Origin of the sequence: Burkholderia thailandensis E264 (genome assembly GCF_000012365.1) — a bacterium.
In the GTDB taxonomy this organism is placed as follows: domain Bacteria; phylum Pseudomonadota; class Gammaproteobacteria; order Burkholderiales; family Burkholderiaceae; genus Burkholderia; species Burkholderia thailandensis.
Genome location: NC_007651.1, coordinates 2,209,081 through 2,229,259 on the forward strand (window position 1 = coordinate 2,209,081; position 20,179 = coordinate 2,229,259).

Genomic DNA, 20,179 nt, shown 5'->3' on the forward strand with positions numbered 1-20,179 from the left:
GCCGCGACAGTCGGCCTCGCCGGCGCGCGGTGCGGCGAGGCGGCGGTCGCGATTTCGTGCCCGCGACGAACGAATACGCGCCGGAAACCGGGGTGAGGCGCGCGACACCATCCAGACGAACGAGGAATCGATGAGCACGACGACGGTTGCGATTATCGGTGCGGGGTTTTGCGGGGCGACGTTGGCGATGCACTTGCTGCGACGGCCGCCGGTGCGGCCGATGCGGGTGCTGCTGATCAACCGTTCGGGCGCGATGGCGCGCGGCGTGGCCTACGGCACGCGCGCGCTCAGCCATCTGCTCAACGTGCCCGCCGGCCGGATGAGCGCGCTGGCCGGCGATGACGACGATTTCTACCGGTACGCGAGCGGGCGCGATCCGCGTGTCGCGCGCGGCAGCTTCGTCGCGCGGCGCATATACGGCGATTACCTCGAGGCGCGCCTGACCGAGGCGATCGAGCAGGCGGGAGCGGGCGTCGAATTTCGCAGCGTGGTGGGGAGCGCGGTGAGGATCGTGGCTGTCGACGGCGGCGCGCGGGGCGCGATCACGATGGACGACGGCACGTCGATCGTTGCCGACCGCGTCGTGCTGAGCAGCGGCAACGAAATGCGCCGCGATCCGTTCATCGCCGAATCGCAGCGCAAGTTCTACGACAGCGGCGCCTACGTGCGCGATCCGTGGCGCCCCGGCGCGCTGCGCGGCATCGCGCCGGATGCGCCGGTGCTGCTCGTGGGCAGCGGGCTCACGATGATGGACGTCGTGCTCGATCTGCGCGCCCGGGCGCACGCGGCGCCGATTCACGTGGTGTCGCGCCATGGGTTGTCGCCGCTCGCGCACCGCGAGATGGACGCGCCGCCGTACTACGACGATCGGCTGGCGAGCCGCATGCTCGCGCGCGCGGACGTGCGCCATTACGTGCGCGCCGTGCGCGGCGCGGTGCGCGACGCGATTCGCCGCGGCGGCGACTGGCGAGACGTGATCGGTTCGCTGCGAGCGGCGACGCCGGCGTTGTGGCGTCAGTTGCCGAGCGACGAGCGCCGGCGTTTCCTGCGCCATGTCCGGCCCTATTGGGACGCGCATCGCCACCGCTGCGCGCCTGAGCCGGCCGCGCGGCTGCAAGCGGAATTCGCGCGAGGCGGCGTCGTCGTCATCGCGGGGCGGGTGACAGGCTACAGCGAGCATCCGAACGGCGTCGCCGTAGCCGTGCGCCGGCGCGGCGCGGCCGTTAGCGAGCGGCTCGAGGTCGGCGCGGTCGTCAACTGCACGGGGCCGGCGCCGGATTTCAGCGCGCGGGCGGGGTCGCTGCTCGGCAACCTGTATGCGGACGGGCTCATCGTGCCGGACGCGATCGGCATGGGGTTCGAGATCGCGGACGACGGCGCGGTGCTCGACCGCGACGGCTCGCCTTCCGCATGGCTGCGCTATGTCGGACCGCTGCTGCAGGCGCGCGATTGGGAAGCGACGGCGGTGCCGGAGTTGCGGCAGTACGTGAAGCGGCTCGCCGACACGCTGCTCGCGCCGCGCAGCGAACGGGCGCTGATCTAGCGGCGCGCGTCGGCGCGCCGACCGCTTTCCGAAGCGAAAGCAAGCACGAGTTCTTCAGGGCGACACGCATAAAACAGGATTGCATATGAATCAATCGTATGACGTGGCCGAGACCGCGCGGCGGCTGCGTGCCGGGCTCGCCGAGCGTCTGGACGTGGCGGGCATCGACGTGGACGACCCGCTCGTCGATCACGTCGGCGACGCGCTGTCGCTGGAGTGGCTCGTCGACGTCGTGCGCGCGTGCGGCGGCACGCATGCGACGCGCGTCGACGTGCTCGCGTGCGCGACGCTGCGCGAGCTCGCGGCGCTGGTCGAGCGCGCGGGCGGCCCCGTGCGCGCGCCGCGTGCCGCGAGCCCGGATACGCCGCCCGTGCCGGAGGACGCCGGCGACGCGCCGGCCTCGCCCGCGCAGGAAGACTTGTGGCTCGCCGCGCAGGTTCAGGAGGAGGGCGCCGCGTATCATCTGTCGATCGCGCTGCGCTTCGATGCCCCGGTGGAGGGCGTGCCGATGAGGCGGGCGCTTGCCGAGGTGATCGCGCGGCATCCGTCGTTGCGCACGACGTTCCGGCACGATGCGCGCGGTCTGCGGCAGTGCGTGCGCGCCGGGGCCGAGGTCGAGATCGACTGGTCGGAGGCCGCGTTGCCGATGCCGGACGAGGCCGGCGAACGCGAGTCCCGCTTGCGCGACGCACTGACGCGATTCGCGCAGCCGCGTTTCGACCTGCACGCGGGGCCGCTCCTGCGCGCCTGCCTGCACAGGGTGGCGCCGGATGGCGACGTGCTGCAGGTCGTCGTCCACCATATCGTCTTCGATGCGTGGTCGCGGCAGGTCGTATCGCGCGACATCGTCGATGCTTACCATGCGCTGCGCGCGGGCCGGGCGATCGCCTGGAGCGCGACGCCGGCCTCGCCCGGCGCGTTCGCGCGCGGCCAACGCGCCGCGTTGACGCCGCAGCGGGCTGCAAGGCTGCGCGAATACTGGCGCGCGCAACTCGCCGACGTGCCGCAGGTGCTGGATTTGCCGACCGACTTCACGCGGCCGGCCGTGCGCGACGGCGCCGGCGCGACCGCGGTGCGCACGCTGCCGGCCGCGCTCGCCGAACGGCTCGCGGCCGTCGGCGCCCGGCACGGCGCGTCGCTGTTCATGACGCTGTTGGCCGCGTGGCAGATCCTGCTGTGGCGCTACAGTCGGCAACACGAATTCGCGATCGGCACGCCGATGGCGGCGCGCGATGCCGGCGCGTTCGAATCGACCGTCGGCTATCTCGTCAATACGGTCGTGCTGCGCGCATGCGTGCGCGCCGACGAGCCGTTCGGCGGCCTGCTCGCGCGCGTCGCGCAGACGACGCTCGACGCCCACGAGCACAAGGCGCTGCCGTTGCGCGAGGTGATCGAGCTCGCGGGCGCGAGCCGCAACCCGAGCCACACGCCGCTGTTCCAGGTGATGTTCGAGTTCCACAACGAGCGGCCGGGCGCCGGAGCCGGGCAGGCGGAACCGGCGCGCACCGTGCCGCACGACGTCGGCGCGGCCAAGTACGACTTGAGTCTCGAGATCGCCTATCGCGATGACGGCCTCGCCTGCACGCTCGAATATGCGACGGCGTTGTTCGCGCGAAGCTCGATCGACGGCATGCTCGCGCAGTACGCGGCGCTGCTCGGGCAGATCGCGACGATGCCCGATGCAGCCGTCGCGTCGCTTTCGTGCATGCCCGACGACGAACGGGACAAGGTCACGCGCACCTGGAATGCGACCGCATTCGAGCGGACGGGCTCCCCGTTGATTCACGCACGCTTCGATGCCCGCGTGCGCGCGCGCCCGGAGGCGATCGCGCTGCGCACGGACGGCGCGGCGATGACGTACGCGTCGCTCGGCGAGCGCGTCGATGCGCTCGCCGGCCGGCTGCTCGAACGAACGCGCGGCGAGCCCCAGTGCATCGCGATCTGCTTCGAGCGTTCGTTCGACATGGTGATCGCGATCCTCGCGACACTGAAGGCGGGCTGCGCGTATGTGCCGATCGATCCGCAACTGCCGGCCGACCGCGTGGCGTTCATGCTGAGCGACAGCGCGGCGGCGATGCTGCTGACGATCGAGCCCGTTCGCCGCGAGCGATTCTCGTCATTCGACATCGAGACGCTGTGCATCGACGAGTCCGCGCCGCCGCGCGCCGCGTCGCCGCGCGCGGCGATGCCCGTCGTCGATCCGCACGCGGCGGCCTATGTGCTCTATACGTCCGGGTCGACCGGCAAGCCGAAGGGCGTCGTCGTCACGCACGCGAACGTGACGAACCTGCTCGACGTGATGGAGGCGAGCTATCCGCTGGGCGCGGGCGACAGCTATCTGCTGAAGACGAATTACGCGTTCGACGTATCGGTGCCGGAGCTGTTCGGCTGGTTCGTCGGACACGGCTCGCTCGCGATCCTGGCGCCGCAGGCCGAAGGCTCGCCGGACCTGATCGTCGCCGCGCTGCTTCGGCACGGCGTCACGCACGTGAATTTCACGCCGTCGCTGTTGCGCCAGTTCGTGACGGAGGCGGCCGCCGACGCGCGCTTTGCCCGCGAGCACCGGCTTCGGCACGTGTTCGTCATCGGCGAAGAGCTGACGAACGCGCTCGCGAACGATGCGTTGCGCGCGTTGCGTCCCGCCGCGATCTACAACATGTACGGTCCGACCGAGGCGACCGTGTTCGCCACCGGCCATGCGCACGCCGCGCCGATCCCCAACGGCAAGGTGCCGATCGGACGCGCGCTCGGCAACATGCGCGTCTACGTGCTGGACGAGCGGATGCGGCCGATGCCGATCGGGATGCCGGGCGATCTGTATATCGCCGGCGACGGCGTCGCGCGCGGCTACCTGAATCGCGACGAGCTGAACGCCGAGCGGTTCCTGCCCGATCCGTTCACGCCGGGCGGCCGCATCTACATGACGGGCGACCTCGCGCGCTGGACGCGCGACGGGACGCTCGAGTTCCTGGGCCGCATCGATCAGCAGATCAAGATTCGCGGCTATCGCGTCGAGCTCGACGAGATCGCGAGCGCGCTGAACGCGCATCCGCTCGTCGACGAGGCGGCCGTGATCCTGAAGCGCGAACAGGACGGCACCGCGCGGCTCGTCGCATACGTCGTTCCCGCGAACGGCGTCGAGCCGGCGTCCTCGCCGAGCGAGCACGCGCGCTTGCGCGACGCCCTCGCCGGCGCGCTCGAGCGGCGTCTGCCGGACTACATGATGCCGGCCGCCTACGTGCTCGCGCCTTCGCTGCCGAAGGGCATCACCGGCAAGCTCGATCGCAAGGCGCTCGAAGCGCTTCCCGTCGACTTGCCGGTGCGGCATGCCGCGATCGGCGCGGTTGCGCCCCGCAACGACGCGGAGCGCACGCTGTGCGGGATCTGGCAAGCCGTGCTGCGCGTGCCGGCGCTCGGGGTGACCGACAACTTCTTCGCCGTCGGCGGCGATTCGATCCTGTCGATCCAGGTGGCGGCGCGTGCGCGCCAGCAGGGCATCGTGTTTTCCGCGCGCGACATTTTCCGCCATCAGACGGTCGAGCTGCTCGCGGCGAACGTGCGCTGGCGGACGCCGAGCGACGAGCGGCAGCCGAGCGCCGGCGACATGCCGTTGCTGCCGATTCACCACTGGTTCTTCGCGGTCGATTCGACGCACGTCGATCACTATCATCAGTCGCGGCTCCTCGACGTGCCGGCGGGCGTCGACGCGGACTTCGTCGCCGCATGGCTCGAGGCGCTCGTCGCGCGCCACGACGCGCTGCGGCTGCGCTTGCGCAACACGCGCGAGGGCTGGCGCGCGCACTTCGCCGATCCGTCGGCGCACGATGCGTCGGCGCGGCTCGCGGTGTGCGACCGCGCGTGGGCTGACACATCCGATGCGGCGATCGACGCGTTCTTCGCCGACGCGCGGCGCCGCGTGAATCTTGCCGACGGCCCGCTCTTCGTCGCGGCGCTGGTTCCGGCCGGCGCGCGGGGACGAGGGCGCCTGCTGCTGATCGGACATCACGCGATCGTCGACGGCGTGTCCTGGCGCGTGATCGTCGGGGACCTGCGGCAAGCGTTCGCGCAATGGTCGGCGCGGGGCTCGTTTGCGCTCGGGCCGGCGAGCGACGCCTATCAGGCGTGGGCGCGAGCGATCGCCGCGGCGGCCGACAGCCCGGCGCTGCACGCGCAGCGCGCGCACTGGCTGCGCGTGCTGCGCGCGCCGGCGCCGTCTCTGCGGCTCGATCACGGCGCGGGCGGCGACACGACGCGCCGCGCGACGCGCATCTGGCCGTTCGGCCTGAATGCGGCCGACACCCGCGCGCTGCTGGCCGACACGCATCGCGCGTACCGGACGCAGACCATCGAGCTGCTGCTGGCCGGGCTGCTGCTCGCGTTTCGCCGGTGGCGCGGCCACGACACGCTTCGCATCGCGCTCGAGGGGCACGGGCGCGAGGCCGACGCGCTCGCCCGGTACGGCGTCGAGTGCACGTTGCTCGACGTGGGCGAGACGGTCGGCTGGTTCACGAGCTATTACCCGCTATGGCTGACACTGTCGGGCGCCGCGCAAGCGGCCGATCCGGCGGCCGCGGCGATCATGGCGGTCAAGGCGCACTATCGCGCGACGCCGCATCACGGCCTCGGCTACGGCATCCTGCGCCATCTGACGGGCGATCCGGAACTCGCGGCCGAGGAAGCCGCGCATGCGCCGGAGATCGTCTTCAACTATCTCGGGCAGTTCGACGTCGCGGACGACGAAACAGCCGGCGTCGCCGTGCTCGACTTGTCGTCGCGCGACGACGTCGCCGCGGCGAGGCCGCGCGAGCACGCGCTCGGCATCAACGGCGAGGTCAAGGACGGCTGCCTCGCATTCGAGATCGACTACTCGGCCGACGCGTTCGACGACGAGTCGATCGCGGCGCTCGGCGAGCATTTCGCGCACGCGCTGCGGGAGATCGCCGGGCACTGCAACGCGCGCGCCGCGTGGTGCCCGACGCCCGAGGATTTCCCGCTCGCCGCCGTGACGCAGGACGAACTCGCCGCGTGGCACGCGCGTCATCCGTCGCTCGAAACGCTGTACCCCGCGACCGCGATCCAGTGGGGCATGGTGTTCCACAGCCTGCTGCCGAACCAGGCGAGCGCCTATACGAACCAGGTCTACGCGAGCGTCGGCGGCGGCGCGTTCGACGCCGCGCGCCTGCGGCGCGCGTGGGAGACGGTCATCGAGCGCCACGCGGCGCTGCGAACCGCGTTCGTCGGGTTCGAGCGCGAGCAGCCGTTGCAGATCGTGGTCGCTCATGCCGCGTGCCCGTGGCGCGACATCGATCACCGGCACCTCGCGCCCGATGCGCGCGACGCGGCGTTCGAGGCGCTGCTCGCGGCCGACAAGGCCGCGCCGTTCGATTTCGGATGCGCGCCGCTGATGCGCTTTCATCTGGTGCGCGACGACGACGCGCAATACCGCTTCGTCTGGACCTATCACCACGCCGTGCTCGACGGTTGGAGCGTGCAGCTCATCTGGTCCGATCTGCTGCGCGCGTACGAGGCGCTCGCGGCCGGGCGGGCGGCCGCGCTGCCGGCCGCCGTGCAGTTCGACGCGGTGATCGCGTGGCGGCAGCAGCGTTCGAGCGACGCGGACAAGCGGTACTGGCGCGAACAGATCGGCGCGCGCACGCAACGCACCGTGCTCGCGATCGAGCAGGCCGGGCTCGCGGCGCAGGCGCACGGCGCGCCCGTCGTCGTCGAGCGCTCGCTCGACGAAGCGGCGACGCAGCGTCTCGCGGCGGCCGCGCGCGCATGCCGGGTCACGCTGGCTTCGGTATTGCAGGCGGCCTGGGCGTTGCTGCTCGCGCGCCATAGCGGCGAGGCGGCGCCGGTGTTCGGCGTGACGAGCTCGGGGCGCGCGATCGACGTGCCCGGCGTCGAGACGATCGTCGGCCCGCTGATCGCGACGGTGCCGGCGCGCGTCGACGTCGACGCGGCGATGCCGCTCGGCGATTGGTTGAGCGCGGTGCACGAGCGCCACGTCGAGCGGGAGGCGCATGCGCAGCTCGAGCTCGTCGACATCCTGCGCGAGAGCGGGGTGCGTGGCGGACAGCCGCTCTTCGACAGCCTGCTCGTCGTCGAGAACTATCCGCTCGCCGAACTCAGCGCGGCGCGCATTCTCGGCCTTCGCGACTACGGCTACGCCGAGCAGACGCACTACGGGCTGACCGTTTCGGCGACGCCCGGGGCGCGTTTGCGCATCGAAATCGATTTTGATCGTTCGCGGTTCCACATCGAGGATATCGAAGCCATGGCAGACAACCTGAAAGCAGTGCTTTCCCGGATTCCCGACGACCTCGCGCGGCCTGTCGGCGACGTGCTCGGCGGCGGCGAAACCGCGCGCGCGCGGCCCCGCGCCGACGGCGAGACGCCGCTCAGTTGCGTGCTGCGCCAGGGTGAGCTGCGGCTCGGCCGCCATCTGGTGCCGCACCTCGTCGAGGATCACGCGGCGGCCACGCCCGAGCGCCGCGCGCTCGTCTACAACGAGCGCGCGTACCGCTACGACGAACTGAACCGGGCCGCGAACCGGATCGCGAACCGGCTGATGCAGGCGTTTCCCGATCTCGGCACGGATTCGCTCGTCGGCGTGCGCGTCTCGCGCAGCGACCGGCTGGTGCTGACGGTCCTCGCGATCTGGAAGATCGGCGCGGCCTACATCCCGATCGATCCCGTGCTGCCCGAGCAGCGCATGCGCGAGATGCTCGAGCTCGCGAACGCGAAGGCGCTCGTCGTCGATGCGGCGGTGGCGGCCGCCGAGCCCGCCGTCGCCGGCGTGCCGCGCATCGTGTTCGACGATCTCGTGAAGGACGATCCGAGCCTCGAGGGCAATCCCGACGTCCACCTCTCCGGCAACGATCTCAGCTACGTGCTGTTCACGTCGGGATCGACCGGCAAGCCGAAGGGCGCGATGATCGAGCACATCGGCATGCTGAACAACATCGCGAACAAGGCGCTCGATCTCGAGCTGGATGCGGACAGCCGCGTCGCGCAGAACTCGTCGATGAGCTTCGACGTGTCGGTCTGGCAGATGTTCATCGCGCTCACCCAGGGCGGCACGACGTTCGTCTACGACGAGCGCGTCGTGAACGACATCGCCGGGCTGATCCGGCGCATGGCCGCCGACGGCGTGACGATCCTCGAGGTCGTGCCGACCTACCTGATCGCCGTCGTCGAGTATCTGGAGGAGCATCCCGACTGCGTGCGTCCCGCGTCGCTCACGTACTTGATCGTCAACGGCGAGACCGTCGACGCGGCGCTGATCCGGCGCTGGTTCGCGCTGTTTCCCGCGACGAAGGTCATCAACGCGTACGGCCCGACCGAGGCGTCCGACGACATCACGCACCACGTCATGTCGCCCGGCGACGAGATCGCGAACCCGGTGCCGGTCGGCCGCGCGCTCGCCAATTTCGACATCTACATCGTCGACGACGCGCTGCGCCCGGTGCCGATCGGCACGCGCGGCGAGATCGTCGCCACGGGCGTCGGCATCGGGCGCGGGTACATCGGCATGGCGGGCGCCACCGCGCAGGCGTTCGTGAAGAGTCCGTTTCCCGACCGCTACAAGGGGCGCCTCTACCGCACGGGCGACCTCGGCGAGATGCGCGAGGACGGCGTGCTGATGTTTCATGGCCGCAAGGACCGGCAGGTGAAGATTCGCGGGATGCGCATCGAGCTCGAGGAAGTCGAGGCGAGCCTGCGCGCGATTCCGGCGGTTCGGCAGGCCGCGGTGCTCGCGATCCGGCCCGAGAACCGAGAGGCGTTCCTTTGCGCGTACGTCGTGCCGCTCGACGGCGCGCGCGACGAGATCGTCGACAAGCTGAAGGCGAAGCTGCCGCCGTACATGGTGCCGTCCGTCTTCCGGTTCGAGGAGGAACTGCCGCAACTGCCGAGCGGCAAGGTGGACCGCAACCGGTTGCGCGAGCAGTGCCTGAGCGAGACGCCGCGCGCGAGCGCGAGCGCGCTCGCGCCGCGCACGCCGGTCGAGCTGCGGCTCACGGAGATCTTCCGCGACGTGCTCGGCCACGATGCATTCGGCGTGCTCGACGATTTCTTCGAACTCGGCGGCGACTCGTTCAAGGCGATTCGCATCGCGGCCAAATACGGTCCGCCGCTCGAAGTGACCGACATCTACGATCATCCGACGATCGAGGCGCTCGCCGCGCATCTGGCGCGCGCGCCCGAGCCGGAGCGCTCGATCGTGCCGATGGCGGGCGATCCGGCGACGGCGAAGGCGGTCGTGGTGTGCATCGCGAATGCGGCGGGCGGCCCGGTCAACTTCGTCGAGATGAGCCGGGCGATGGCGGCGCAGGCGCGCGAGCTCGCGGTGTTCGCGGTGAAGCTGCCGCGCAACGCGGTGGACAGCGACGCGGCGATGCTCGACGAAGTGACGCGCCTGTCGAATGCGGTGTGCGACGATCTGCTCGCCGCGAGCGGTCTGCCGATCATCGTGTTCGCGCAATGCAACGGCTCGGCGCTCGCGATCGCCGTCGCGCGGGAGCTGGCGAGGCGATCGGCCGACGTGCGCGCGCTATGCGTGGGCGGCGCGCTGATGCGCACGGCGATCGGCAAGCGCGACGCGCGCACCGATGACGAAATCCTCGGCTTCCTCGGCGGCATCGGCTCGACGCTGCCGAGCCGGCCCGACGAGCGGGCATTCTTCCTGCACGATTTCCGCTACGACAGCTGGCTCGCCGACGTCTATTACAACCACCTCGTCGACGAGGCGAGCCGCGGCGCGCTCGCGCCGCTCGACATTCCGGCGTGGTGCCTCGTCGGCACCGCGGACCCGCTCGTCCCGCAGTACGAGACGCGCTACCGGGATTGGTCGCGCATCGGCAGCAGCGTGAAGCTCGTCGAGTACGCGGGCGTGGGTCACTACCTGCTGCGCGATTGTCCGGAAGCGGTCGCGCGCACGCTCGGCGATGCATGGGAGGCGGTGTCGTGCGGGAGCGTCGAGGCATGACGATCCGCGACCATCGCATCGCATTCGTGCATATCCCGAGAACGGCCGGCACGACGTTCGGCGCGTATCTCGACGGGCTCTACGCGGGCAGGAACGTCGCGAAGTTCTATGCGGACGCGTCGCATCCCGTCGTCAACGAAAAGGTCGAGGCGTTTCGCCGGCTCGATGCCGGCGAGAAGGCGTCGTACGCGCTGCTGCGCGGCCACTTCGTGTACGGCTTCGACGGCGGCGAGAGCGGCTGCCGCTACGTCACGCTGCTGCGCGAGCCCGTCGCGCGCCTCGTGTCGTACTACTTCTACGCGCTGAAGGAGCCGATGAACTATCTGCATGCGTATCTGCTCCAGAGGCGCATCGGGCTCGAGCAGTTCCTGACGAGCGACGCGAGCATCGACCTCGACAACTATCAGGTGCGCGCGGTGTCGGGCGCCGCGTTCGGATCGTCGCGCGAGCGCGTGAGCGGCGCGCATCTCGAGCTCGCGAAGCGCAACCTGGTCGAGCGGTTCGCGGCGTTCGGGCTCACGGAGCGGTTCGACGCGTCGATGCAGCACTTTTCGCGGCGATTCGGCTGGGCGCCCGCGCCGCAGGAGCGGCGCAACGAGGGCGCGTACGGGCGCGACGTCGCGCTGGGCGATGCGTGCCGCGCATGCGTCGAGGAGAAGAACCGGTTCGACATCGAGCTGTACCGTTTTGCGCAAGCGCATTTCGAGTCTGTCGCCGCGAGCGGCGGCGGCCGGGATGCGGATCGTTCGGCCGATCGCACGGCCGACCACGCGGTTCATACGACAAGGAGCTGACGAGATGGAAACACTGGAGATTCGGCCGCTGAGCGGGACCATCGGCGCGCAGGTGCGCAACCGCACGCTCGCCGGCGTCGTCGAAAGCGGGCGTGTCGACGAGATCCGGCAGGCGCTGCTGCGATACAAGGTGCTGTTCTTCACGAACCAGCCCGATCTGAGCGTCGAGACCCAGATCGCATTCGGCAAGCTGTTCGGCGAGCTGGAGACGAATTTTCCATCGTTTACCGCGAAGCCCGACGGGCAACCCGAGGTCACGGTGTTCGACGGCGCGGTGTCGACCGGCCGCGCGTCGATCTGGCACACGGACCTGAGCATCGCGAAGACGCCGAGCGCGATGGGCATCCTGTGCGTGAAGGAGACTCCGGCGAGCGGCGGCGACACGATGTGGGCCGACCTCGAGGCCGCATACGCGGCGCTGTCGCCGGGCATGCAGGCGTTTCTCGAAGGGCAGCGCGCGGTGCACGACATGATGACCCCGCAGTACGCGCAGCGCCCGGGCGCGTTCCAGACGCAGGGCCGCTCGGACATGGATCTGTCCGAAGTGTTCGGCGCCGAGCATCCGGTGGTGCGCGTGCATCCGGAGACGGGGCGCAAGTGCCTGTTCGTCAATCCGTTCCTCACGTCCCACATCACGGGCTTTCACTCGGCCGAGAGCGCGACGATCCTCAACTACCTGTATGCGTTGATGGAGCGGCCGCAGTACGTGGTGCGCTGGCACTGGTCGAACGGCGACGTCGCGCTGTGGGACAACCGGTGCACGATGCACACGGCCGTCGACGACTACGGCGCGGGCCGCCGCTTCGCGCGGCGCGTGTGCGTGCGCGGGGACGTGCCGTACGGCGTCGGCGAACGCACGCCGGCTGCGGCCGCCGCCGCATGACGGGCGGCGGCAGACACGATCGCCGCGGGCAGTCCGCGGCAGACCATTCAATTTAGCGCGAGTCCGATATGTCAAATCAGTTGATTCAATCAGGCGTCGATTTCGCCGGTTCGGTGTTTCTTGCGTCGAGCAACGTGCGCGCGAACGCGCATCGCCTGAACTGGCGCGCGAAAGTGCTCATCAGCGCTCATGCAGCGGATTTCAAGGGCAAGCGGGTGCTCGATCTCGCGAGCCACGACGGCCGCTTCATGCACGCGGCGCTCGCGCACGGCGCGACGAAGGTGGTCGGCGTCGAGGCGCGCGCGGACCACGTCGACAGCGCGCGGGCGAATCTCGCGCAAGGCGGTCACGATCGCGACCGCTACGACGTGGTGTGCGCGGACCTGGTGGAATATTTGAAGTCGGTCGACACGGGCGGGTTCGACACGATCCTCTGCTTCGGCGTGTTGAGCCACCTGATCGAGCACGTCGACATCGTGCGCGAGGTCGGGCGCATCGCGCCGGGCGCGTTCATCCTCGATACGTGGGTCGCGCGCGAGCGCTGGAATCTGCGGGAGCGGCTGCGCAACCGCCGCGTCAACGCGTTCGTCAGGCGCACCCAGCAAGGCGGGTTCGCAAGCGTGTCGGGCATCGCGCGCCTGCGCAGCTGGCTGAACGACGTGATCCCGAGCGAGCACAGCCGCACCGGCAATCTCGTGTTCCTGTACGAGGACGCGGCGGCGCCCGGCGCGACCGTGCGCCAGAGCGGGCTGATGGGCTGGGCGAACCGCTCGCTCGTCGAGATGCTGTTCGATCACTACGGGCTCGCGCACGAGCGCGTCGACTGGCGCGCGCAAGGCGTCGCCGACTGGAGCGAGCTCGAAGACTATCGGCTCGGCCGGCGCGAGAGCTGGATCGCGCGCGCCCGCCGCGCATGACATTCGACGGGAGAGCGTCGTGAAGACATTCAGAGAGAAAGTGCGGGCGAGGTGGCCGCATTACGACGACCGGCGCGGCGTCTTCCTGCCCGGCGCGACGCCGGACGAGATGCGGCGCGTCGCGTGCGAGACGCAGCTCGACTGCAAGCTGACGTGCCGTTCCCATCTGCACGCATACGGCGAGTATCTGCCGAAGCTGTATTTCGAGGGCAACGTCGCCGATTGCGATTTCGACGCGCTTCCGGCGCGCTACGTGATCAAGCCGCGCTGCCAGACGGGCGTACTGATGCTGATGGACGACGGCGTCGACCTGAAGACGGGCAGGGCGTTCGCTCACGACGAGATCCGCGCGTTCTTCGAGCGGCAATGGTGCTATCGCGGGCTGAACAACGACGTGCTGGTCGAGGAGATGATCGAGAACCGCGACGGCTCGCCGTGCGTGTCGCAGTTCAAATGCCTGACGTTTCACGGCCGCGTCGAATACATCCACTACGTGACGGTGGGTTACGACCTCGGCTGCGTCGCGTACGACTACGACCGCGACTGGAACCGCGTCGCGCTGTATCACAGCGCGCAGCCCGTCGAGCGCGGCATTGCCTGTCCGGACACGTTTGCGATGGCGATCGCGCTTGCCGAGCGCCTCGCCGATTACTACCGGAACTGGACGGGCATCGAGCACGTGCGGGTCGATCTGTTCGATTCGGACAAGGGGCCGATGTTCGGCGAGTACGCGGGCGGCACGAACGGCGGCGAAGGGTTCACCGAACAGGCGCAGGCATTGCTGGGCGCGCTGTGGTGAGCGGCGCGGGCGGCGTTTCGCCGTCACACGATCGGAGGCACGACACGATGAACGAATTGCCGTCACGCGCGCATCGGCCGGTGCGCGTGCTGCGCGTCCTGGCGTCCCGTCACGCGGATTCGACGCGGATGGTCAGGCCGCAGGATTTCGACACGGAGCTCGTCGCGCAGGCGGCGAGCGTGTCCGACGTCGACGGCCACGAGCGCTACGTGCCGCTGTGCGTCGACTGGCGCGACGCGCGGCTCCTGCTGAGCCGCTGGGACGACGACTGCGCGATGAGCGACGTGCCGTTTCTCTACCAGCGTCAGCGGCGCACCGCGACGCACCTGCTCGCCGTGCCGTTCGAGCAGCTGGACGCGCCCGGTCGCGCGGCCCGCATGACGCCGACCTTCATTTTCTCGATCGGGCGCTGCGGCTCGACGTTGCTGTCGCGCTTGCTCGCCGCTGTGGGCGAGCAGTCGGTGTCGGAGCCCGACGTGCTGACGAGCGTCGCGCATTTCGACGACGATGCCGAGCGCGCGGCCGCGCAAGGCGCGCGCGAGCGGATCGTGCAGAGCTGCGTCGCGGCGTTCGAGCCGGCTTGCGGTCCCGCGCCCGTCATCAAGCTGCGCGCGCGCTGCAATCGCGCGATCGACGTGTTCCTGAACGCGATGCCGCATGCGCGCTACGTGTTCATGTGCCGCGACCGCGACGATTGGGTGCGCTCGAGCTCGCGCGCGTTCGGCGACAGCGGCGAGGCGCTCGCCGAGCTGCTCAAGGCGTCGGTCGAGGCGTTCGACCGGATGCACGCGGCCCGCGTCGATCCGGTGCTCGTCTGGTACGAGGATCTGCTCGCGGACCCGGTGCGCGCGCTGCGGCGCATCCTGCTCGCGCGCGACGATCTCGACGCGCGTCGCGCCGCCGTCGAGCGGGCACTGCGGACCGACGCGCAGGAAGGCTCGGGCCTGTCGCGCGCATCGCTCGCGATGCGCACGGGCGACGCCGGCGCGCTCGCCGCGTTCGGCGCGCGCTGGCGCGAGATCCGGCCGGAGCGGCTGTTGCGCGAGCATGGCTTGTCGCGGCTGCGCTGAACTCTTGTTTCGAACAGGAATGACGATGAATCTCGATCATCAGGTGCTGGAAAATCGAAAGCGGGTGCTGAAGATGCTGCACGGCGTCGACGGCGGGCATTTTGGCGGCGCGATGAGCGTGCTCGACACGCTCGTCGTGCTGTATCACCGCGTGCTGCGGCGCGATGCCGGGCGCAGGGCCGAGGGGCGCGGCGATCGGCTGATCCTCTCGAAGGGGCATGCGTCGGTCGCGCTGTACGCGGTGCTCGCGTCGATCGGCGAGCTGCCGGAGGCGGAGCTCGCCACATACGGCAAGGGCGGCGGGCGTCTGCCGTGCCATCCCGACATGACGCTGCTCGACGCGGTCGATTTCTCGACGGGCTCGCTTGGACAGGGGCTGTCCGTCGGGCTCGGAATGGCTTTCGCGTTGCGCGGCACCGGCGCGCGCGTGTGGGTCGTGCTCGGCGACGGCGAATGCCAGGAAGGCCAGGTGTGGGAGGCGGCTCAGTTCGCGTCGCGCTACGGCGTCGACAACCTGCATGCGATCGTCGATCTGAACGGCTTTCAGGAGATGGGCTGGCGCGGCGTCGACGGCGTCCAGCCCGATCCGCTGCCCGACGCGGCGCGCAAATGGGAGGCGTTCGGCTGGCACGTGCGCGAAGTGGCGGGGCACGACCTCGCGCAACTCGAGGCCGCGATGCACGGGATGACCGCGCGGCGGGGACGGCCGAGCGTGCTCCTCGCGACGACCGTGAAGGGGCGCGGCATTCCCGCGTTCGAATGCGATCCCGGGCTGTCGCATTGCACGTCGCTCACCGACGATCAGTTCAGGCACGCGGTGGCCGTCGCGGAGGGCGTGGCATGAGGCCCGCCGCCCATTGCGTGCAGGCGCTCGTCGAACGCGCCGCGCATGATCGCCGGATCTGGGTGCTGGACGGCGATCTCGCCGATTCCTACGGCGCGGACCGTTTCGCGGCGACCCATCCGGACCGCTTCCTGATGGCGGGGATCGCCGAACAGTCGATGGTGTCGACGGCGGCGGGAATGGCCGCGTGCGGGCTGCGGCCGTGGGTGTTCTCGTTCGCGGCGTTCCTGTGCTACCGCGCCTACGATCAGATTCGCGTCGGTCTCGCGCAGGCCGGCATGCCCGTCACGCTCGTCGGCTCGCACAGCGGCGGCTGCGGCGGCCCGAACGGCAAGAGTCATCTGGCGCTGAACGATATCGCGGTGATGGCGTCGCTGCCGAACGTCGACGTCTGGGCGCCCGCGAGCGATCGCGATACGCGCTTCGTCGTCGATGCGGTGATGACGGCGGATCGGCCGGCCTACATCCGCTATCCGCGCGAGCCTTGGGGCGAGCTGCCCGGCGAGCCCGCCGAGTGCCGATGGATCGGCGGGCGGCGCCGGTTCGCGCTCGTGAGCTGCGGGCTGTTCTCGCACGTCGCAAACGACGCGGCCGGGATGTTGCGCGCACGCGGCATCGATGCGGGCGCGGTTCACGTGGCGCGGCTCGCGCCGTTTCCCGCCGACGCTTTTGCCGCGCTCGTGGACGGCGTCGACGGAATCTGGGTCGTCGACGATCACACGCGCTTCGGCGGCCTGGCCGACCTGCTGCGCGCGAACGGTCACGCGGTTCGCGAACCCGCGTTCAGCTGGCCCGCGAACTGGAGCGGCGACGTGGGGCCGGCGGCCGAACTGCTGCGGCGTCACGGCTTGTCCGCCGCCGACGTGGCCGGGCGGATCGCGGCCGAACTCGCGCGGGGGCGCTGACGATGCCGGCCGATCTGCTCGTGACGGGGTCCGGCTCGCTTGCCGAGGCCGTGCTGTTCGATCTGATGTCGATGCCGGCGCTCGCGGCGCCGATGACGATCGTGCTGGCCGCGCGCAACGCGGACCGGCTCGCATGGCTCGCGCAGGCAGCGAATGCGCGTGCGTGCGCGCTCGGCACGCATCACAGAGTCGCGTGCCGCGCGATCGACTGGGAGGCGCCCGACGAGCTCGCGCGGCTCCTCGACGATTGCGCGCCGAAGGTCGTGCTCCATGCGGCGTCGCTGCAATCGATGTGGGAGATCGCAAGCGGCAGCGATGCATGGGCCGCCGGGATTCGCGCGAGCGGCTACGGCGCGACGCTGCCGCTGCAGCTCGCACTGGCGCTGCGCGTCGCGCGCGCGATCGGCGAGCGCGCGCCGGCGAGCCGCCTCGTCAACGCGTGCTATCCGGATGCCTCGAACGAGGTCCTCGCGCGGCTCGGCCACGACGTGACCTGCGGCATCGGCAACGTCGCGACGCTGGCCGCGACGTATGCCGCGCAACTGGGCGTCGATGCGCCGCGCCGGCTGCGGATGCTCGCGCATCATCGGCAGGTCGCCGCGGCCATTGCCGGGCAGGGCCGCCTGCATCCGCCGCGGGTGTGGATCGACGGCGCGGCGGATGTGCCGACCGACGTGCGGCTGCCGGCCGGCCCGTCGCTGAACCTCGTCACCGGGGCGACGGGCGCGCGGTTGATCGCCGCGCTGCTCGGTCGCATCGAGCAGTACGCGGGGCACGCGCCCGGGCCGTCCGGTCTTTGCGGCGGCTATCCGGTGACGGTTTCCGGCGGCCGGCTCGAGTTGGACCTGCCGCCCGGTCTGACGCTGGAGGACGCGGTTGCGAGCAATCGCGAATGGGCGCGCGAGGAGGGCGTGTCGATCGACGCGCACGGAAACGTCCGGATCGCGTCGGGGCGGGCGGCGCGCGCGGCGGGCGGCGCGGGGAGCGAGGGGAGCGAGGGCGGTGCGCATGGAACCGCGCTGCCGCTGTCGTATCGCATCGACGAGATCGAGGACGTCGCTCGGTACATGATGCGCGTGAAGGCGGATCTGCAACGCCGCGCCGCGTGAGCCGTCTTGCGCCGGCGGCCGCGTAACGGAAATCTGGAACAGGAAGGGAAGATGGAATTGAATAAACGTAGCGATGGTGTGGACCTGTTGCGCGGGATTGCGATCCTGCTCGTGTTGATCCTGCATTTTCACCTGACGTACCGGCTGCACGTTATGCCGTTCGACATCCCGTGGCTGTCCGACGCGATCAAGGCGATCTCGCGCAACGGCAACTACGGCGTCACGATGTTCTTCGCGGTGTCGGGTTTCCTGATCACGTCGACTTCGGTCCGGCGCTTCGGCTCGCTCGGCGCGATCCGGCCCGCTACCTTCTACCGGTTCCGGGCGTCGCGAATCCTGCCGTGCCTCGTGCTCGTGCTCGCGGTGATCGTCGCGCTCGGATCGCTCGGCATGCGCTCGTTCGTCAACAAGCCGGACACCGCGAGCGTGCTCGTCTCGGTGCTGTCCGTGCTGACTTTCTGGCACAACGTGCTGATGGCCAAGGTCGGCTACTTCAACTACAGCATGAACATCCTCTGGTCACTGTCGGTCGAGGAGGTGTTCTATCTGTCGTTCCCGATTCTGTGCCTGCTGCTCAAGCGCCGCCGCTACATCCTGCTGTTCCTGTGCGTGCCGATCCTCGTCGCGCCGATCTACCGGAGTCTGCACGCGGACGACGAAATCGTCGCGCTGTACGGCTACCTGTCGTGCTTCGACGCGATCGCGATGGGCTCGTGCGCGGCGCTGCTGCCCGCGCGCGCGATGTCGCGCGGCCGCAGCCGCGCGATCTGGTGGCTCGCCGGCGTCGCGATCGCCGTGACGTATCTGTCCGGCCCGATCATGCAGCACGTCGTGTGGGGCGTGTCGGTCGTCGCGCTTTCCACCGCGGCGCTGCTGTACGGCTTCAGGTGCGACGCGCCGAGCGAGGTAGCGGCGCCGTCGTTCGTTTCCCGTTTCATCGGCTGGTTCGGGCAGCGCAGCTACGAGCTGTATCTGTTTCACATCGTCGTGCTCGGCGTCCTGCGCGAGTACGTCACGCGGGAGAACGTCGACATCGCCGCGAAGCCGCTGTGGCTCGTCTTCTATCTGTGCGTGTCGGCGCTCGTCGCGCAGCTTCTCTTCAAGTATTACTCGGAGCCGCTCAACGCCGCGTTCCGACGGGGGGCGATGCGCCCGTCGGCGGGCTATCTGCAGAAGTGATCCGTTTTCGGTCTTCACCTTGCCTCGGGAGTGTCGTCAGATGCATCGCAATCAACTGAATTTCTCGGGTGGCCCCGGCGCGCTGCCGGATTCCGTGCTCGAACAGGTCCGGCAGGCGGTCGTGGAGCTGCCGGAAACCGGCTTGTCCGTGCTCGGCATGAGCCACCGCTCGAGCTGGTTCTCGAATCTGCTCGCGCAGGTGGAGGCGGACCTGCGCAGCTTGCTGAGCATTCCAGACGATTACTGCGTCGTGTTCCTGCAGGGCGGCAGCAGCCTGCAGTTCTCGATGATCCCGATGAACTTCTCGCTGCCGGGCGCCGCCGCGCCCGAGTATGTGACGACGGGCTACTGGAGCCGCAAGGCGATCGGCGAGGCGTCGCGCGTCGCCGCGATGCGCGTGGTCTGGGACGGCGCGGCGGGCGGCTACCGGACGCTGCCGTCGCTTGCCGAGCTCGATTGGGACGCGCGCGCGTCGTTTCGTCACTACGTGTCCAACGAAACCGTCGAAGGACTTCAGTTTCCGGAAGCGGCGGAGCTGCCCGGCAGCCCGCTGATCGCGGACATGTCGTCGGACTTCATGTCGAGGCCGTTTCGCGTGAGCGCATATGGAATGGTCTATGCGCATGCGCAGAAGAATCTCGGGCCGGCCGGCGTGACGGTCGCGATCATCCGGCGCGCGCTGCTCGAGCGCGTTCCCGACACGCTGCCGCCGATGCTCGATTTCCGCACGCATGTCGAGCATCGTTCGAACTACAACACGCCGCCCGTATTCGCGATCTACGTGATGGCGCTCGTGCTGCGCTGGATTCGGGACGAAATCGGCGGCGTGCGCGCGATGCGCGACATCAATGCCCGCAAGGCCGCCGCGCTCTACGCGACGCTCGACGCGCTGAGCGAAGTGATCGACTGCCATGCGCAGTGCGCGGCGCGCTCGACGATGAACGTCGCGTTCCGCTTCAGGCAGGCGCGGCTCGATACGCTTTTCAAGGAGAAAGCCGCCGAGGCGGGCTTCTGCGGCCTGAGCGGCCATCGCTCGATCGGCGGCGTTCGCGCGTCGCTGTACAACGCTGTCTCGGAGCAGGCGGTAAGCCGGCTGAGCGCGTTCCTGAAGGACTTCGCGATCCGCTACGCGTGATGCGCGGGCGGG

General features: G+C 69.9%; 12 protein-coding genes. All 12 read left to right on the forward strand.

Going from position 1 to position 20,179, the window contains the following annotated elements:
* Nucleotides 1–130 precede the first annotated feature (130 nt).
* The gene (locus BTH_RS22210) at nucleotides 131–1,543 is read left to right on the forward strand and encodes an FAD/NAD(P)-binding protein (RefSeq protein ID WP_011402220.1); all 1,413 of its coding nucleotides are present in this window, start codon (nucleotides 131–133) and stop codon (nucleotides 1,541–1,543) included.
* 85 nt (nucleotides 1,544–1,628) lie between these two features.
* A complete protein-coding gene (locus BTH_RS22215; RefSeq protein WP_011402221.1) occupies nucleotides 1,629–10,532 on the forward strand; it encodes a non-ribosomal peptide synthetase in 8,904 nt (2,967 codons plus the stop codon).
* Nucleotides 10,529–11,326, forward strand: a complete 798-nt coding sequence (locus BTH_RS22220) for a sulfotransferase family 2 domain-containing protein (protein WP_009890313.1) — start codon at nucleotides 10,529–10,531, stop codon at nucleotides 11,324–11,326. The genes BTH_RS22215 and BTH_RS22220 overlap by 4 nt, the downstream gene beginning before the upstream one ends.
* A 4-nt stretch (nucleotides 11,327–11,330) precedes the next feature.
* Nucleotides 11,331–12,209 (forward strand): TauD/TfdA dioxygenase family protein, encoded by an 879-nt coding sequence (locus tag BTH_RS22225; protein ID WP_009890316.1) that lies wholly within the window; start codon nucleotides 11,331–11,333, stop codon nucleotides 12,207–12,209.
* 68 nt (nucleotides 12,210–12,277) lie between these two features.
* Nucleotides 12,278–13,126, forward strand: coding sequence for a class I SAM-dependent methyltransferase (locus tag BTH_RS22230; RefSeq protein WP_009890318.1), 849 nt, complete (start codon nucleotides 12,278–12,280; stop codon nucleotides 13,124–13,126).
* A gap of 19 nt (nucleotides 13,127–13,145) precedes the next feature.
* Entirely contained in the window at nucleotides 13,146–13,925 is a 780-nt protein-coding gene (locus tag BTH_RS22235) for an ATP-grasp fold amidoligase family protein (RefSeq protein ID WP_009890319.1), read from the forward strand.
* Nucleotides 13,919–14,995 (forward strand): sulfotransferase, encoded by a 1,077-nt coding sequence (locus BTH_RS22240; RefSeq protein ID WP_009890321.1) that lies wholly within the window; start codon nucleotides 13,919–13,921, stop codon nucleotides 14,993–14,995. The genes BTH_RS22235 and BTH_RS22240 overlap by 7 nt, the downstream gene beginning before the upstream one ends.
* A gap of 19 nt (nucleotides 14,996–15,014) precedes the next feature.
* Complete coding sequence (locus tag BTH_RS22245; protein WP_009890323.1) at nucleotides 15,015–15,839, forward strand: transketolase; 825 nt, start codon at nucleotides 15,015–15,017, stop codon at nucleotides 15,837–15,839.
* Entirely contained in the window at nucleotides 15,836–16,744 is a 909-nt protein-coding gene (locus tag BTH_RS22250; protein ID WP_009890326.1) for a transketolase family protein, read from the forward strand. Before BTH_RS22245 ends, BTH_RS22250 begins: the two co-directional genes overlap by 4 nt.
* A complete protein-coding gene (locus tag BTH_RS22255) occupies nucleotides 16,741–17,853 on the forward strand; it encodes a hypothetical protein (RefSeq protein WP_025404098.1) in 1,113 nt (370 codons plus the stop codon). Before BTH_RS22250 ends, BTH_RS22255 begins: the two co-directional genes overlap by 4 nt.
* Nucleotides 17,854–17,904: 51 nt before the next feature.
* Nucleotides 17,905–19,032, forward strand: a complete 1,128-nt coding sequence (locus BTH_RS22260) for an acyltransferase family protein (RefSeq protein WP_009890328.1) — start codon at nucleotides 17,905–17,907, stop codon at nucleotides 19,030–19,032.
* Between the two features lie 40 nt (nucleotides 19,033–19,072).
* Nucleotides 19,073–20,167 (forward strand): phosphoserine transaminase, encoded by a 1,095-nt coding sequence (locus tag BTH_RS22265; protein WP_009890329.1) that lies wholly within the window; start codon nucleotides 19,073–19,075, stop codon nucleotides 20,165–20,167.
* Nucleotides 20,168–20,179: the final 12 nt, after the last annotated feature.